General features: G+C 31.4%; 12 protein-coding genes. 2 read left to right on the forward strand and 10 right to left on the reverse strand.

Translation table 11 applies throughout. The annotated features are described in order from the left end of the window. Both CHRY9293_RS12980 and CHRY9293_RS12985 read right to left on the reverse strand, forming a co-directional pair. Positions 1–2,832 (reverse strand): SusC/RagA family TonB-linked outer membrane protein, encoded by a 2,832-nt coding sequence (locus CHRY9293_RS12980; protein WP_162033368.1) that lies wholly within the window; start codon positions 2,830–2,832, stop codon positions 1–3. 441 nt (positions 2,833–3,273) lie between these two features. Beyond that, complete coding sequence (locus CHRY9293_RS12985; protein ID WP_162033369.1) at positions 3,274–4,602, reverse strand: hydroxymethylglutaryl-CoA synthase family protein; 1,329 nt, start codon at positions 4,600–4,602, stop codon at positions 3,274–3,276. A gap of 84 nt (positions 4,603–4,686) precedes the next feature. Here CHRY9293_RS12985 and CHRY9293_RS12990 point away from each other — a divergent pair, with 84 nt between their 5' ends. Then, positions 4,687–5,427, forward strand: coding sequence for a class I SAM-dependent methyltransferase (locus CHRY9293_RS12990; RefSeq protein ID WP_162033370.1), 741 nt, complete (start codon positions 4,687–4,689; stop codon positions 5,425–5,427). Positions 5,428–5,443: 16 nt separating this feature from the next. Here the strand turns inward: CHRY9293_RS12990 and CHRY9293_RS12995 are convergent, their stop codons facing one another. The 8 genes from CHRY9293_RS12995 to CHRY9293_RS13030 form a co-directional block, all read right to left on the reverse strand. Then, a complete protein-coding gene (locus tag CHRY9293_RS12995; protein ID WP_162033371.1) occupies positions 5,444–7,954 on the reverse strand; it encodes a M1 family metallopeptidase in 2,511 nt (836 codons plus the stop codon). A 233-nt stretch (positions 7,955–8,187) separates the two neighbouring features. Further along, the gene (locus tag CHRY9293_RS13000) at positions 8,188–8,727 is read right to left on the reverse strand and encodes a hypothetical protein (protein ID WP_162033372.1); all 540 of its coding nucleotides are present in this window, start codon (positions 8,725–8,727) and stop codon (positions 8,188–8,190) included. 1,089 nt (positions 8,728–9,816) lie between these two features. After that, positions 9,817–10,611 carry a thymidylate synthase gene (locus CHRY9293_RS13005; RefSeq protein WP_162033373.1) on the reverse strand — a complete coding sequence of 265 codons (795 nt, stop codon included), beginning with the start codon at positions 10,609–10,611 and terminating at the stop codon, positions 9,817–9,819. 72 nt (positions 10,612–10,683) lie between these two features. After that, positions 10,684–11,124 carry a hypothetical protein gene (locus tag CHRY9293_RS13010; protein ID WP_162033374.1) on the reverse strand — a complete coding sequence of 147 codons (441 nt, stop codon included), beginning with the start codon at positions 11,122–11,124 and terminating at the stop codon, positions 10,684–10,686. Positions 11,125–11,220: 96 nt separating this feature from the next. Beyond that, positions 11,221–12,567 carry an alpha-amylase family glycosyl hydrolase gene (locus tag CHRY9293_RS13015; RefSeq protein ID WP_162033375.1) on the reverse strand — a complete coding sequence of 449 codons (1,347 nt, stop codon included), beginning with the start codon at positions 12,565–12,567 and terminating at the stop codon, positions 11,221–11,223. Between the two features lie 158 nt (positions 12,568–12,725). Continuing rightward, the gene (locus CHRY9293_RS13020) at positions 12,726–13,319 is read right to left on the reverse strand and encodes an IS1096 element passenger TnpR family protein (protein ID WP_162033376.1); all 594 of its coding nucleotides are present in this window, start codon (positions 13,317–13,319) and stop codon (positions 12,726–12,728) included. 134 nt (positions 13,320–13,453) lie between these two features. Beyond that, entirely contained in the window at positions 13,454–14,485 is a 1,032-nt protein-coding gene (locus CHRY9293_RS13025; RefSeq protein ID WP_162033377.1) for a sensor histidine kinase, read from the reverse strand. Between the two features lie 42 nt (positions 14,486–14,527). Beyond that, positions 14,528–15,205 carry a response regulator transcription factor gene (locus CHRY9293_RS13030; RefSeq protein WP_122546570.1) on the reverse strand — a complete coding sequence of 226 codons (678 nt, stop codon included), beginning with the start codon at positions 15,203–15,205 and terminating at the stop codon, positions 14,528–14,530. Positions 15,206–15,392: 187 nt separating this feature from the next. Here CHRY9293_RS13030 and CHRY9293_RS13035 point away from each other — a divergent pair, with 187 nt between their 5' ends. Next, a complete protein-coding gene (locus tag CHRY9293_RS13035) occupies positions 15,393–17,870 on the forward strand; it encodes a TonB-dependent receptor domain-containing protein (protein ID WP_162033378.1) in 2,478 nt (825 codons plus the stop codon). Positions 17,871–17,891: the final 21 nt, after the last annotated feature.

A 17,891-nucleotide genomic window follows, 5' to 3' on the forward strand; every position in this document is an offset into this window, starting at 1 on the left:
TTAAAATTCTACTTCAATTCCGAATAAATATGTTTTAACAGCAGGATAGCTATATTGAGTATACGCTCCATTAATGAAAGTTTGTCCTTCTCCAGTTTGGCTTTCACCAGACCCAATAGAAACTTCCGGATCTCCTTGGAACTTCGTCCATGTTGCTAAATTCTGTCCAGATAGAGAAACTCTAATTTTGTTAACTGGGAATGATTCTCCAAAAACTCTTTTATCAAAAGTATACCCTATGCTTACATTCCTTAGCCTAATATAAGACGCATCTTGTAAAAATCGATCCGTAATTTGTGGCCCCACAATACCTCCAGGTGCATTGGTAGTGTTATTAGGTCTTGGTAAAACACCAGTTTGTCCAGGTGCAGTCCAATAATTGAATGCATCGGCTCTCATATTACTTATATTATCAGTATAATTCAACATATCATAAGCCATATAATTATAAGTATAATTACCAGATTTATAGGTGAAATCTGCCTGCAAATCAAGTCCTTTATAGGAAAAACTTGTACCGAATCCTCCAAAGTGTTTAGGCAATGGGGATTTCCCGTCTAGCAGTACGGCATCATTAGAATTGTAAACATCTGTTACACCTCCATTTTTGGTATAGTACATCTCATTTCCAGTGTCTGGATTAACACCAGCACTTTTAACTAGATAGAACGAAAAGGGCTCATATCCTTCTCTAAGAATATTTATACCATAAATTCTTTCACTCTCTCCATTTCTTAATTTATTAAGTTTATAGCTCATGAGACTGGTATTTGCTCTAATTGACCAATTAAAATCACGAGACTTAATAATATCCGCAGAAATACTTAACTCAAGGCCTTTATTTTTTAAATCTCCAGCATTGATGTATTTTGTATATCCACCTGCTTCAGTACTAAGATTAGGGATAGCTAAAATGAAATCTTTCTTCTGATCAATAAAATAATCAACAGTTCCTTTTATTCTGTTTTTTAATAACCCGTATTCTACGCCATAATTCTGAGATTTGGTTATCTCCCATTTAAGGTCTGGATTTCCATACACAGTATTTAATGATCCTGAAGGAAAGTTTCCATATCCTCCTCCACTTACAAGCACATTATTTAAATTAAGATCGATATTATTATATCCTCTCGTACCCACTGACGCTCTAAGCTTTAATAATGAAACAATATTATTATTTGCCAAGAACTCTTCATTGGTAAGGTTCCACGCTCCACTTAGAGACCAAAAAGGCTCAGAAGTCACATTATTTTTACCAAATCTTGAGTCTTTATCTTGTCTTACAGAAGCCGTTAAAATATATTTTTTTGCAAAATCATACGTTAAAAATGCTCCATAAGAGAAAGTTATATATCTTTGATTATATCCCGTAATAGAAAAAGGAGTTGACGTATTACTAGGTGCACTCACTGTTGGAAGAGCAAAACTCCTTCCCTCTCCTCCAATAAAATCATTTCTAAATTCAGTATATTCTACTAACCCTAATAAATCAAGATTATGATTTCCGAATTTCTTTACATAATTAAGAGTATTAGAGTTGGTATATCTAAAACGGTTCTCATTTCGTTCATTAACCCTTCCTCCAATACCTAATATACGATCCAAAAATGAGCCTCTCAGTGTTTTAGAAGTTCTCCTCATATTACTAAAATATCCTCCAAGTTGAGACTTAAAGTTTAATCCCTCAGTAATTTTATATTGAGCGAAAATATTACCATCAAATATCAAAGTATTAATGTTTTCAGGATTATTTTTCAACGCTTCTAAGATAGGAAATCCCTGCTGTGTAGGATTATAACTCCCGTCCGCATCATATACTGGCTCATAAGGATTATAAGCATACATAGCCTTGAATGGATTTTGACTATTATTCCTATCCCTAACTTCCTGTGATCTACTATAATTTACTCCCATTGATGCGCCTAAGCTAAGTCGATCCGTAGGAGTTGCCTCATACTTCATTCTTCCTGTGTACCTCCTATATGCATGGATATTTTGTACAATACCATTATCAGAGTCATATCCTAATGAAAAGGTATATTTTGATTTTTCATTACCTCCTCTCACTCCAATTTGATATGATTCAATTGCAGAAGTTCTTAATATATCTTTTTGCCAGTTATGATCTTGGGCAAGAGCAGCAGCTCTTTCCTGATCTGTCCATTTCGTATATCCTGTTACTCCTAATTCTGCCATTTGATTTTCAAAATCAATTTTTTCAGCAGAATTCATCATTCTGAAATTAATATCTTTAATTTTCTCAGAAAATCCTACTCTTGAACTAAAAGTAATCACTGGTTTACCTGATTTACCACTTTTTGTAGTTAAAACAATCACCCCGTTTGCTCCTTGAGAACCATAGATAGCCGCTGCCGCTGCATCTTTTAGCACAGAAATATTTTCGTAATCGTTAGGATTAATTGAGTTGAATACATCTTGGGCTCTTTGATCATTTCCTACAATAAATCCATCAATTACAAATAATGGATTCGAAGCTCCTACTGAAGCCGTTATATTTCCGAGTCCTCTAATATTAATGGCAGAACCAGATCCTGGTTTTCCATTTAATGATGAAATATTTACACCCGCAGCTTTTCCTTGAAGAGCATTAGTTCCTAAAGTTGAAGATGAAAAATTGGATAAAGATTTTCCTGAAACTACTGTAATAGCAGAAGTAACCTCATCTTTACTTTTTTTCTGATAACCTGTAACTACAACTTCCTCAATTTTCTTCTCTTTCGTAATGGTATCTTTTGTACTTGTTTGCGCAATAGCATACTGCCCAGTAAAAAACAAAACACCAGTTGTTATAATGCGTAACTTTATATTCATAAACGTTAGTATTTCTAGAACGCAAATATGTTAATAAGTATTAACATTAACAAAACATAAATACCTGATAAACAACAAATTAAACTGCAATAATTTCGCTATTTTAAAGAATAACTCAAAAATAACATTGATATTTTAGCCTAAATATTAATTTTTTTTATCAATCATCACGTTTAGAATAATTTTTTTAACAAAATAAAAAAAAGCAAGTATTTTGTTTTTTTTTAACAACATTAAATAAAATACGTTAAAAAACTATTTAATAAGAATTTTTTAAACAATCGTAATTGTAATTTATTAATATATCCTTACTAAATGAGAAATAACATCCACCTTTTCTAAATAATTTATATATTAATTTTACAGCCTTTCTCTTTTTGAAAACAATGAAAATAGGCCCTTTAAGGCCCATTTCTATAATTTATTATTGATTATATTGCATTATTTTTGATAATTGTAATATCTAGCTCCAATTAGTAATGGATTTTCAAATTCTACAGAACTTAAACCAAATCCTTTATAATTTACATTAACAGATTGGTCCAATTGTTTTCTATGAAGTTTTTCATAGGTTTCAAAATTAATAGGCTTTCGCTTTTTTAAATTTTCAAACACATTCCATTTTGCCACCACATTCTTCCAATCTTTAGATACTTTCCCTGTAAAGACTTTTGATTTAGAACCACTTCCATAACCTAGAAAGCCTATTTCCTGTCCATTTAATTCGTCATTTTCATCAAATGAAGTTTGTAAAGCAGAAAGGAAAGCCATAAAAATAGAAGCTGTATACATATTTCCAATTTCTGAGGATGCTCGCTGAGATTTTTCAATCTTATCATTAATGAATTGAAGATATTCTTCGGACTTAGCCACTGCTTTTTGCTCTTCAAGAGTTTCATATGAAAGACCGTTTTCCATACTATAAATTTCTGTAAAAACCCTTTTGCCATGGAAAGCATAGGGAAGATGAAAGATTAAATATTTCCAATTTTCATAAGGCTTCATCTTTCCCGTAATAATTTTGTAATGTTCATATGCTTCTCTTATTCTATCCTGATAGCACTGATTCGAATATTGACCATCAAAAACAGGTTCGTCCGTAAAAACTTCAATTGTATCTGGAAAAGATTCGGGTGCTTTGTTTAAATCTGATTTTTTATAGTGGCGCCTTGGCTTAAAAAAATCAAAAACACTTTCCGTAGCTATTCCCCATTCATTCTTAATTTCCAAAAGATCAGGTTTCGATGAAATGAGTAAAGCAACCGCTCCTCCACCTTGTGTATATTCTCCAGAAGACTCTAATTCATATTTTGCATAATCACTTGCAATCACAATAGCCTTTTTATCAGGATTTGCCCTCACAAAATCAAGAGAGTTATGAAGGGCATCAACCGCTCCAATACACGCAAATGTCATATCCACTACATCACAATTTTTAAAACATCGCATTCCAAATTCCTCTTCTATATGCTTTTCTACCATTTGCATTGCATAAGAAATAGTAGGCTTAGCTGCATCCAAAGCACTTTCTGTCCCTAAATAAATCCTTGCAATATCTTTAGGATGGATTGAATAATCTTTAATTAATTTTAATAATGCTTCTGCTGCATATGTAGCTGCGTCTTCATGCACATCCGGAAACCCCATTTTATGTAACCCCAATCCTTTTTCCAACTTTGCCGGCTCTATACCTCTTTTCTCTGCTAAATCTTTGATTTCTAAATATAAAGAGGGCACATAATAACTTGCTGCTTCTATTCCAAAACTCATATTCTAAAAAATTAAATTACGAATTTAAAAATTATTAATCACAACAACGAATATTTCGTTTACTATTGTTAAATTGCAATACTCATGTATTCTATTGCCAAAAACATTATTAGAAAAATTCTTCCTCAAAAGTTTCTTTTTGAAAATGAAATGCTTTTCAGAAAATTGCTTTATCCTCTTTATAAAGGAAGTCATTACGAATGTAATATTTGCCATTCAAAGCTTAAGAGTTTTATTATATTAAAAAATGGAAATCTTCTTTGTCCTATCTGTGGAAGTTTACCTAGATCTCGGAGATTATATAAAATTTTACATGATGAGTATCTAAAAGATAATGTAAAATTTCTAGACTTTTCTCCATCAAGATCAATCTTTCGAAAGCTTAAAAAAAGAAAAAACATCCAATATTTTTCTACCGATTATGAAGATGAATTTTTAGCTGATTATCATTTTGATATCACTCAAATAGATACCGAGTCTGAAACTTTTGATTTAATTGTATGTTATCATATTTTGGAACATATAGAAGAGGATCATCGTGCCATGAGTGAACTATACCGTGTTTTGAAGGTCGATGGTTCTTTATTGATTCAAACTCCTTTTAAAGATGGACATACATACGAAGATTCGACGATAAGAACACCTGAAGAACGTCTTAAACATTTTGGTCAAGAAGATCATGTAAGAGTTTATTCAGTCGAAAACTTAGTTGAAAGGCTAGAAAAAACAGGCTTTGTAACTCAGGTTAAAACTTTCACAAAAGATTCCTATCATGGATTTGCTGAAAATGAAAGAGTAATTATATGCAAAAAAGAGGCTTTTTAAAAAAGCCTCTTTTCATTTATTTAAAATTTTCAATTGATTTATTCAACGCATCAATTTGTCTATTAATACTTTCTGCATTTTGTGGGTTTTGCTTAAGAAGTCCCATTTTTTTATTCAGTCCATCTTTCAACATTTGAGAAATCATCATATTAACTTGTGGATTATTTCCCATTTGACCTTTTGCTTGACTTAACACTTTGGTTATATTTTCTGTAGCGTTCAGATTGTCTGAAGTCATAATCAAGTTATATCCCTCTTCAGCAGCTTTTCCTAATTCAGGATTCTGAAACTTTAGAAATGGATAAAAAGCAACAAGCTTAGCAATATTTGCCATTTGTGAATTCACTTTATTTCGAACTACAATAGGTAGCATTTTTTCGATTATACTGTCAGACGCTCCATCAAGGTCTATTTTATCGCTTAGCATTTTTTCTTTGGAAGGATCCATATCTATGATTGCCGCTATGGAATTTATCTTTACTGCATTCGAAATAGAGCCCATACCTTTTTCAAAAATTGAACTATATTTTTTATCTTTTGTTTTTGCCAAAGCCGAAATTGCCGCTGCCTGGACAAGTGTTTTAGGATCATTTCCAGCTAGTTTTTCAACCTCAGCACCTAACATTTTCATTTGATCAGGGTTGGAAAGATCCATCAATTGTAACGCTTCTATCCTTAGTCTAAAAAATGGATCTTTTAAAGCTACAGCCAGTAGTTTGATAGCCGTCGGATTTTTCCCCAATTGATCTTTCACATCAGATAAAGCATTATATCTGCTTTTAAATTCTTTGGATCCTATATATTGCATCAAATTCTGCTCAGGAGTCTTCGATCCAGTAATATCTGCTAACAAAACACCATCTGCATTAATATTAATGAGATCAGGATTTTTAGATGTCTCAAAATTAAATGTATTTTTTGACTCAGCATTCACCCAAACCGTATATCGTTTCGGCTTTCCATTGTCGTAAACATCAATAGCCAAAGGAAATTCGAATGGAAGTTCTTGTGTTTGATTAATCGTAACCATCACTTGCTTTTTAACAGGTTCAAAAGTGTAAGAGTAATCAATTTTTGGATTTCCACTTCCAAAATACCATTGATTAAAAAACCAATTCAAATCTTTACCTGAAACCTTTTCAAATGATAATCTCAATTGATGAGCTTCTGCATTTTGATATTCATTCGTTTTTAAATAATCTGTCATTCCTGCAAAAAATGCTTCGTCTCCTAAGTAGTTTCTTAACATATGAAGAATTCCTCCACCTTTCTGATAAGTAACAAGATCAAAAACATCTTCCCGAGAGTCATAAGTGAACCTTACAAGGTTCTTCTTGAAATCATTAGGGTCGTGAATATACATATCAACATCAGTCATCTGATGATAATCTGCTTGATCTTTTCCATATTTATATTCATTCCAAAGATATTCAGAATAATTGGCAAAAGATTCGTTTACCGTCAAATTACTCCAACTCTCTGCTGTTACCAAATCACCAAACCAATGATGGAATAATTCATGAGCGATCGTATCTTCCCATTTATTTTCATCGACTAACTGTCCTGGTTTTTGCAAGATATCACTTCCATGAAGAGTTGCTGTCGTATTTTCCATGGCACCACTTACATAATCTCTTCCCGAAATTTGTGCATATTTTGCCCAAGGAAAATCATAGTTCAACTTCTTAGAAAAAAAGTCAATCATTTCAGGAGTATTCCCATAGATTTGTTTAACATAGGGCTCATACTCTTTTTCAATGTAATATTCTACAGGAACATTTTTCCATTTATCTTTAACAATAGCATATTCTCCTACTCCCATAAAGAAAAGATAAGGAGAATGTCTTTTATCCATTACCCAATGATCAGTTCTTAAACCATCCGTTTCCTTACTAGAATCTTTCAACACACCATTAGAAAGGGTTACATATTTATCAGGAACTGTCATATAAATTTCCTGAGTAGTTTTTTGGTTGGGTTTATCAATGGTAGGGAACCATGCAGAAGAAGATTCTGTCTCCCCTTGTGTCCATATTTGAGTAGGAATATCAGGTAATTTCCCTTGTGCATTGATAAAATACAATCCTTTAGCATCATTAATCGCTTCGCTTCCTTTTTGCTTTACTTCGTTGGGACGAGCAGTATATTTGATATATACAGTAAAATCTTGATTTTTTTGATATACTTTATCTAAAGTAATTTTTAAAACATCATCCTTATAATCATATTTTAAAGGACTCTTTTTTCCATTGTTATCTAATGCTACTTCATGAATCAGCATCGCTTTGGCGTCAAGAGTTAGCTCATTTGAGGGATAAAAGTAAGAAGAAGCTGTTAACCACTCTTCTCCATTCATCTGTTCCTTCTGATAATCAAAATTAACTTTTAGTTTTGTATGCTTTAATTCAGTTATTTTGGTATGAGTAGCCCTATATACTTTTTCTCTTCCGGAAGTTTCGGTTTGTGCTGATATAGGAGTAGAAAATAAAATTCCTAGTATAGCAATTGATAAAATAGCCTTTTTCATTAATCTCTAATTATTTTAAATTTTAAAGCAGAATAACAATCAATGGATTTATATGAAATATCCTTGACTTTCCATTATTTTTAGAATTATTTTTATTAATATTTCAATATCATGTGATTTAAATTAGCATGTCTATTTTCCTCCCTTATAAATCACCCTAAGTAAGTCGTAAGATTAGAAAAATCGTTACAAAATAATTTATCTGAACAACTATTAGATAAAAAAATATGTTATTATTTTACTTTTGTAATTAATCCATTTTTATAGAGAAATATCGTGGAACAATCTATATTCTTATCTCTATTATAAACATGAATTTTCCTTGAATCCAATCCATTCATTTCACACAACATAGGACCCTCCCAGTTATTATAAAAAATTGATTCTTTAAAGATTAGATTAGAATTTGTACTCAACTCATTAAATATATCATTATCTATACAAACCACTCCCTCTGTAATATGATCTTTTTTTAATGCAAGCTTCAATTTACCAAACAATTCATTGTTATAGTTATGTGCATAAATCCAAGAGTTTTTAATATTGATATTTGTAGTAACGAGAATAAAAGTAATGCTTGCCAACACTATACTAATCGTTTGATTTCGTAGTTTGATTTTTATAAATAGATAGATAAGACCTGTGCTCACAAATACCGTATAAAAAAGTCGGACAGCGCCTAGATTCCTATTGTCAAATCCAAAAACTGTGGGAATATATGACGAAACAGTAAACACACTTAAACCTACCAAGGTTGAAATAAATGAAATCATACAAATTTTTTCTAAAAACTGTAGTTTATGTCTAAAATTATAATGACGGAATGTTTGGTAAATAGTTAAAGATATAAGTAAAGCCAATATTAATTCTAAAAAGAATAATCTCTTAAAGTTTAAAAGACTTTTGTAAATTCCTACAAAAATATCTTTAAAAAATAACTTCACAGAACATATCCCAACAAATATTACTCTATTAAAATCAAGGATCTTACTTATATCATCTCTCTGATATGAATGTACAAAGACAATAGGCTGAATAACTTTTCGAAACACAATGATGGCACCTAATGTTACAACTAAAAACAAAATTCTTTTTCTATTATCTTTTAATAAAAAAACATGCAGCAAACACAATGGAAAAAAGATTTCATAACTTAATACTGAAGCAATAAAAAATAATGAGCTGATAAATATTTTTTCATGAAAATAGAGATAAAAAATACTCAACGAAAAGAAAATGGTTGCTAAATTTGAGTTTAACATGATGGGAGAAAACTGAATACTTGTCCCCAATAAAGAGCATATATATAGTAGCGTAACTAAGCTTGCAAGTTCCTTTGACAAGATTTTTTGTATGACCATATATATTGTCAGCAAGGATAGTAGAAAAAAAAACAATCCTAGAAAATAAATATTTTCATTATACTTTGAAAAAAACACTAAAGTCCCAGACACAAAACCTGATATAGGCCTGGAAGCCATAGTATAAGAATCTAGAAAAGTATGAATATATTTAAAATAAGACTCTGAAATATTTTTTGATTCATAAACCTGACTTAGATCATCAGCTAATAACACCTTATTTTTAAAAATTGTAAAGCATATATAAAAACTATAAATAACTATGAGAATATTTAAAAATTTTAAATAAATATTGCTTGATTTTTCTTTCATCTATGTTTTTATTTCCAATTTTAAGATTCTATTTTCCTATGAATATGTATAGTTATTTTTGCATTCTAAATAACTTACATTGATAAAAATAGACAAACAAAATATTTTTGAATAATAGATTACTATTTTATTAAACAAGTAAAATGACAACCAGAGAACTTATATACAATAAGCCCAACATATAAAAAACTATATTGCTACAGGAGCCTTGATCCCTGGATAAGGATCATAATTTTCAAGAACAAAATCTTCAAAATTAAAATCAAAAATATCTTTGATTTCAGAATTTAATTGTATTGAGGGTAATGGCCTAGGAGTCCTTGAAAGCTGAGTTCTTACTTGTTCAACATGATTATTATAGATATGAACATCTCCAAAACTATGAATATAGTCACCTACTTGTAAATCACAAACCTGAGCCACCATCATTAATAAAAGAGCATAGCTTGCAATATTAAATGGTACTCCTAGAAAAACATCAGCACTTCTCTGATATAGCTGGAGAGATAACTTTCCATCGGCTACATAAAATTGAAATAATGCATGACAAGGTGCCAATGCCATATTAGGAATTTCAGCTACATTCCATGCGGATACAATCAATCTTCTGGAATCCGGATTTTTCCGGATTTGATCAATAACTTCTGTAATCTGATCAACCACTTTCCCATCTGCTCCATTCCAACTTCTCCACTGAGCTCCATAGACCGGCCCAAGATCTCCCTTTTCATCTGCCCATTCATCCCAAATTGAGACTCCATTATCTTTTAAATATTGAATATTAGTATCTCCTTTCAAGAACCATAACAACTCATAAATAATAGACTTCAAATGCACTTTTTTGGTTGTCACTAAAGGAAAACCTTTTGATAAATCATATCTTAGCTGATATCCAAAAACACTTCTTGTTCCTGTCCCCGTTCTATCTGTTTTGTCAGTCCCATTATCAATAATGTGCTGTAAAAGATCTAAATAATTTTGCATTTGAAGAGTAATTTTAAAGTCCAAAGTTAAGGAATCAAATTATTTTATACATCAAATAATATAATTATAATTTTACCAAATATTTTCGATACTTTGATTTGTACTATTAATCATAAACTGCTGATCAACCTTCAGCCCCATCATTACTTTCGCCAAGGGAGAATCTGCAGAAATCGTCATAATTTTTTGATTATCAAATATAATTTCCCCCATAGAAACAGAAATATAAAAGATTCCTTTATTGGTTTTCACCAACGCTCCATTGGATACTTTTAAAGAATGAGTAGGGTTCATCTTTTTTATTAAATTCTGCTGCTGTAAAGCTTCATTTAATTGTCTTTGCAAATTATTAATCTCTTGTTGGAGCATTTCACGTCCTGTTTCATACTTATCTCCCATAGAACTTTTAGTATCATTATTCGAATCTCTAGTTTCTTCTATAAGCTTTTCAAAATTTTGAATTTTATCAGCAATTTTCATGCTTACCATCTGCAATATTTCTTGTTTATTCATGTCTCTATAATTTTCAAGCAAAAATCATATTCATCACCACTATTGAAAACAGATAATAGTATATCCTTATTTTTGCTACCCATAAAAATATAAATTTTATTTCTCGAATACTACAAAGTCTGATATGTTGAAATGAAATTCTTTTCCGGTATCAAAATTTCTGTTTGTATGACTAAAAGCCTCTCTAAATGTACCCGAAAGATTTTCATCTTGAATCGTAAAATTCACAGGGTCTTTTGACATATTCAAGACAACCAGCACTTCATTCTTCCCGTTTTTTCTTATGTATGCAAGAATTTTATCATTCGCCGTAGTATTCAGAAAATAAGTTTTGGCCTTTGTATCACCTCCCCTTAAGGCCGGATTTGATTCTTTTAAATTCAGTAATGTCTTATAGAAATCTGCAACTTGGTAAGCATTTCCCCATTCTATAGGATCTTTTTCAAAAAATTCCAACCTTTTCAAATTTGGAAGTTCTTGCCCTGAATATAATAATGGAACTCCATTCCAGGTAATCGAAAATACAGCCATTGGTTTAGTTATTACTCCATACTTTTCATATTCTGTTCCATTCCAAGAATTTTCGTCATGATTTGTTGTAAACCAAGCCCTCATTGATGTATCCCCAATATTGGAATAGTCCATCAATAAATCTTTCAACCCCTGAAGTGATTCATTATTTTTGTAATAATCAGCAGATTTATGCATCCATCTCCATGAATAGCTTGCATCAAATACTTTTCCATATTCAGGATTTTCTAATTCATCATATTCTCCTAGCCAAAAAAGCGGTTTTAATATTTCAACTTGAGGTCTTGCTTGCTCCCAAAAATCAACCTCCACCCAAGCAGCGAGGTCACATCTAAACCCATCAATATCTGCTTCTCTGACCCAAAATTTCATTGCTTCAATCATCTTCATTCTCATCTCTTGATTTTTGTAATCCAATTCAATAATATCATCCATACCAGAAGCTTTATGAAATTGGCCATCCGGATCTTTAAGATAAAATTCAGGATGTTGCTTTGTCCAAACATGGTCCCATCCTGTATGATTTGCCACCCAATCAATAATTACTTTAAACCCTGATTTATGAGCTTCTTTGACTAGGTGTTTAAAGTCGTCTAATGTACCCAATTCAGGATTAACAGATGTATAATCCGCAGCAGCATATGGACTTCCTAAACTCCCTTTTTTGTTTTCCTGAGCAATCGGAGTTATGGGCATAAACCAAAGAGTTTTAATACCCATTGATTTTAATCGAGGCATTTCTTTTTCAAAAGCTTTAAAAGTTCCCTCTTGTGTATATTGCCGTACGTTTACTTCGTAAATATTGGTTGTATGTTTCCATTCGTTGGGTAATTCCATAGTACTTTTTATATTTGATTTGCTGCAAGAAATAATTCCCAGAACAAGTATAGCTAATAAAATTAATTTTTTCATTAATCTGCTTTTAACAAAAATAAAAATTTAACGATTAAAATAGAATAAAATACACAACATTTACTATAAAATATTAAAAAAATATACGACTTAATCTTCTAAATAATAAAGGAGCCCGTTTTATTATAAACGGGCTCCTTTATTGTATATATCATTCTCTATCTTTCTTCATTATCATCTTCATCATCGAAAACATCATCATTATAATCTTCTTCCTCCTCATCATCAAAATTATCATCTTCGTCTGAGAAGTTAGCATTACCTCCGAAATCATCATCGAAACTAAAGTCATCATCCATTAAAGGCATTGCCGATTTTTTCTTTGAACCTCCTGTACTTCCATTTTTACTAGGAGCCTTTAAAGGAACATTTCCAAATCTATAGACCGTAATTGGATAGTTTACCCCCTTAGTTTCTTCGATAACTTCAACCAATTCACAGAAAAATTCCCAAAGGTCGAGTAATCCATATTGAAATTGGGCTTTATCGCCCTTGCTCTGGAAAGCTTCATCAATATATACATCCGACATAATTTCTCCATCTCCGTCATCGCTCATATCTTCAAGGGGAACACTTTTTACTATCGTCCCATCTTCTTCCAATAAATTAAAAGTTGAAAGCTCATCACCTTGTAGGCTAAAAGCACTTTTAATTCCTAAATGTAGGTTCCATAGTGTTTGCTTTCCTTTTACTTCAATGTCACGGAAAATATTCTCTTTCGCATCTAATATTACGCGGACCTTATAAACCATATCAGTTCTTCAATTACTTTTTTTGCGTTTATGTTTATGATAATCTCTGTTGCAAATATATAATAAATGAGATGTGACAAAAAAATATTTCATTATTTTTTAAAATATTTTTTTTCCTTACATTTTGCCAAAAATTATCTGCTTTTCTCCAACATGAAACTAAATTTAGTCCCCTCCAGATAAACACTTTCTACCGTAATATTTTCATTATGAGCTTCTAAAATATGTTTTACGATGGCCAAACCTAGTCCCGAACCACCTTCTCTTCTACTTCTACTGGTTTCCACACGATAAAATCTTTCAAAAATCCTAGGTAAAATTTCAGATTTTATCCCCATTCCATTGTCTATTACTTCTACCAATACTTTATTTTTCAGAATACTTGTTTTTACTATCACTTTTGCTTCTTGCCTATTTGCATAATGAATAGCATTAGATAATAAATTGATAAATACTTGTGATATCTTCTGTTTATCTGCTTCTACAAATATTTGGGGATGTAAAGTATGAAGTTGTAATACCGTATTGTGCTTTACAGCTTCAAGATCAAGAAGGTCAAATATTTCTTTAATCAATAGGTTTACGTCAAACTTGGAAATAGTAAGATTAATTTCTCCCGCCTCAAGTCGATTGATCATATCAAGATCTGTAACAATAGCAATAAGTCTCTCAAGAGATTTATCCACTCTCTCCAAATATTTATCGCGGATAGCCAGATTTTCGACTCCTCCATCTCTCAATGTTTCTACATATCCTTGAATTGAAAATAATGGAGTTTTAAGCTCATGCGAAATATTTCCAATATATTCTTTACGATACCCTTCCATTTGTTTCATCATATCAATCTCAGTCATTTGTTGCTGATTAAGATCCGAGAAACGTTCTCCCAATTCCCTAATGGTAATATTTTCATCTTGGCTATGAACTATTTTCTGCGGTAAAATCTGAGAAATTCCGCGTACTTGCTTTTTTCCATAATAATTAAAAAGCAATTCCAACACCACACAATTAATGATAAAAATAAAAATGAGACAAACCAAAAAGCCAACTTTAAAGAAAGGGGTTTGATAATAAATCTCCTTTAGTGAATCAAAAATGATCACCAAAAGAAGCATTAGCATTGTCAAGAGACAAGAGGCAACGAGAGTAAGTCTGTAAAATTTCAATTTTACAAAGATTTAATAGGTTAATAGTGAGGAACTTTAGTGCTAAACAATAAGTTTATACCCGATTCCTTTTAGTGTCTGGATTGTATTGATTCCCAATTTTTCTCTTAGTCTTCTAATATGAACATCGATTGTTCTCTCTCCTACTATCACGTCATTACCCCAAACTTTCTCAAGAATTTCTTCTCTTTTGAACACTTTTTCTGTATTTGAGGCTAAAAGATAAAGCAAATCAAATTCTTTTTTAGGAAGTAAAAATTGTTGGTCATTTTTTGAAACTCTAAAATTATCTTTATCAATCACTAAATCTCCTATTTCTATTAATTTACTATTATCAGAAACCTGAGAAGTTAATTGCAATAAAGCGTTCACTTTAGATATCAAAATTTTAGGTTTGATCAACTTCACAATATAGTCGTTTGCTCCAGCTTGAAACCCCGCCAACTGTGAAAACTCTTCACTCCTTGCCGAAAGAAAAACAATAAGGGTCTTTTGAAGTTCTTTTACTTTACGTAATTCTTGGCAAGTTTCAATGCCATCTTTTTCTGGCATCATGACATCTAATAATATAAGATCAGGGATAATTTCTTTAGCTTTATCTATACCTTCATTGCCATTGGTAGCAGTATAAATATCATAGCCTTCTTTTTCTAAATTATAAGACAGTATCTCTAAAATATCCAGCTCATCATCTATTAAGAGTATTTTCTTTTGATTCATGTTCGTTTTTTGCTGATTCAAAGTTAATCATTTTTAAATCACAGATTAACAAAACGTTCATCGTTTACATAAAGTTAACAATAATCCTTATTTCTTAATATTTTATTAAAAATTAATTAAATTTTAATAAACCATTTACCTTAATAATCTTTTCTTCCTTTGCAGCGAAAGAATATAGTAAAAAGAAATGAATTTTAGAAAACTGAATATCGCAGTTTTGTTTTTAACAACATCAGGAACTGTAATTTACGCCCAGGAGATCAAAAAAGATTCCATCAAGAATGAGAAAAAAATTGAAGGAGTCATTATTAAAGGATCTACGAAAAAAGGAACTGAAGCAAATCTTATAAACCTGCAAAAAAAATCGGTTGAAGTTATTGAAAGAGTAGGATCCGTACAGCTTTCTAAGCAAGGTGTAAGTGATGCTGCAACAGCCGTAACAAAAGCATCCGGGACTCAAAAACAGGAAGGGAGTGGACAAATTTTTGTGAGAGGTCTAGGAGATCGCTATAATGGAACTACTTTGAATGGTTTACCTATTCCATCTGACGATCCTGAACTGAAAAATATAAACCTGGAGATATTTAAAACTTCTATGGTTGAATATATTTCTTTGGATAAAGTATACAACCCAAAACTTCTTGGTGATTTTGGAGGAGCCAGTATCAACATTGTTTCTAAAGAGCACTCAGGAAAGCCTTATTTTAAAATTGGCATTGGAAGTAGTATCAACATGCAAACTTATAATAAAAAAGATTTCAAACTACAAGATGGAGGCCCTGGCTTTTTTGGATTTAAAGAAGCGAGTTTTATTAAAGGAAATCCTTATCAAACATACCCTTTTACTACAAAATGGAATTTCAAAAATGCCGAAAATCCTTTTAGCTCAGATATGAATATAGAAGGGGGGGCTACGTTCGGGAAGCTTTCAATTTTTGGATATGCAGGATTTGATAATGCGTACGAATATAGTGAAGGAAGAGAAGGCTTTTTTACGGCTAGTGAAGGAAGACCTATTAAAGATTTTGCTGTTCAACGTTACAATTATAAAACCAATACAACAGCTTTAATTAATTTAGGATATAAAATCAATAATCATAATAAGATTAATTTTACATCTAATTATATTCACTCTTCAGATCAGACGATCAGAAAATTTAATGGATACACTTATGATGTGGATAGAAATGTTATTATCAATAGAGGGGATAACAAGATTACCAGTACTTGGATCAATCAATTATTTGGTACTCATAAATTGGGGGAAACTTGGAATGCGGACTGGGCTTTAGGGTATAACATGCTTAATAGCAAGAGACCGGATCGTCTTCAAAATACGATTGATGCTGAAAACTTTAATTTACTTGCAGGAAGCGCGATTAATAATCACAGATACTTTGACGAGCTTAAAGACAATACATTGCTAGGACATGCTTACCTTACCAAGAATTTTGACAAGTTCAAAGTAGTAGTAGGTTATGACGGACAATATAAAGATCGTAAATTCGATAATACAACTATTGGAATGAATTTTAATTTCATTAATCCGGTAGATCCTGATAATATTGACGGCTTCATCAATGCCAATAACAATAGTTTATTTAGCTATCAAACATTCCAGACTGGAGACAAACTATTTATTCCTTTTTACTATACTGTGAAACAAAATATCCAGTCTGGTTTTGCTAATATTGATCTTAATCTTTCGGAAAGGTTCATCGTTCAAGTAGGCGCTCGTTTTGATTATATTGATATAAAATCTCGTTGGAAAGACCCTTTAGGTGGGGGAACTGAAGGAAAGAAAAACAAACAGTACAATAAATTTCTTCCTGCATTGAATGCCAAATATAGCATCAATGATAAACAAAATCTTAGGCTATCATTCTCAAAAACGTATACCTTACCACAGCCAAAAGAAATTATCCCTATCGCTTATTATGATGTAACAAGTAATGTATATGGTAATAAAAATCTTTATCCATCAGACAATTATAACCTTGATTTAAAATGGGAGTTGTTTCCAAAATCAGGTGAAATATTATCGGTTACTGCATTTGGAAAATATATTCAAAATCCAATCGCAAGAACCACCTACTCTACTTCTGCACCAAGTGACATGACGTATTTTAACTTAGCAAACTGGGGGTATATATTTGGAGCTGAGCTAGAATATAGAAAAGATTTGTACAAATGGAATGATTCTAAAATCTACACGTTCCTTAATGCCACCTATATGCATTCTCAACAAGAATTAAAAGATGAGGCTACATTAGCAAAGGAAAACGACGGCATGGTAGCACAATTTAGTGGACAAACTAAAGACGATATACAAGGAGTTGCCGATCTTTTAGCCAATATAAATCTAGGATATAATTATAAATGGAGTACGGATAATAGTGTAGATTTTGTAGTCTCTTATTCTCATATCGGAAAAAGTCTATTCGCATTGGGTACTAACAACACAGGGAATTTTTATGACAAAGCCCGTGAAATACTTGATGCTAATGTAAATGTTACTTTAAAAAACATAAGTATTGGTATTAATGCCAAAAATTTAATCAATCCTCATTACAAAATAGAACAGATCAATCAATCGGGTACCTTTATTCATAGAGATTATACGAAAGGTCGTCAAATTGGATTCAACGTATCATATAAATTTTAAAAAAATAAATAATAATAAAAC

The sequence above is a fragment of the Chryseobacterium potabilaquae genome, assembly GCF_902728265.1.
Classification (GTDB): Bacteria; Bacteroidota; Bacteroidia; order Flavobacteriales; family Weeksellaceae; genus Chryseobacterium; species Chryseobacterium potabilaquae.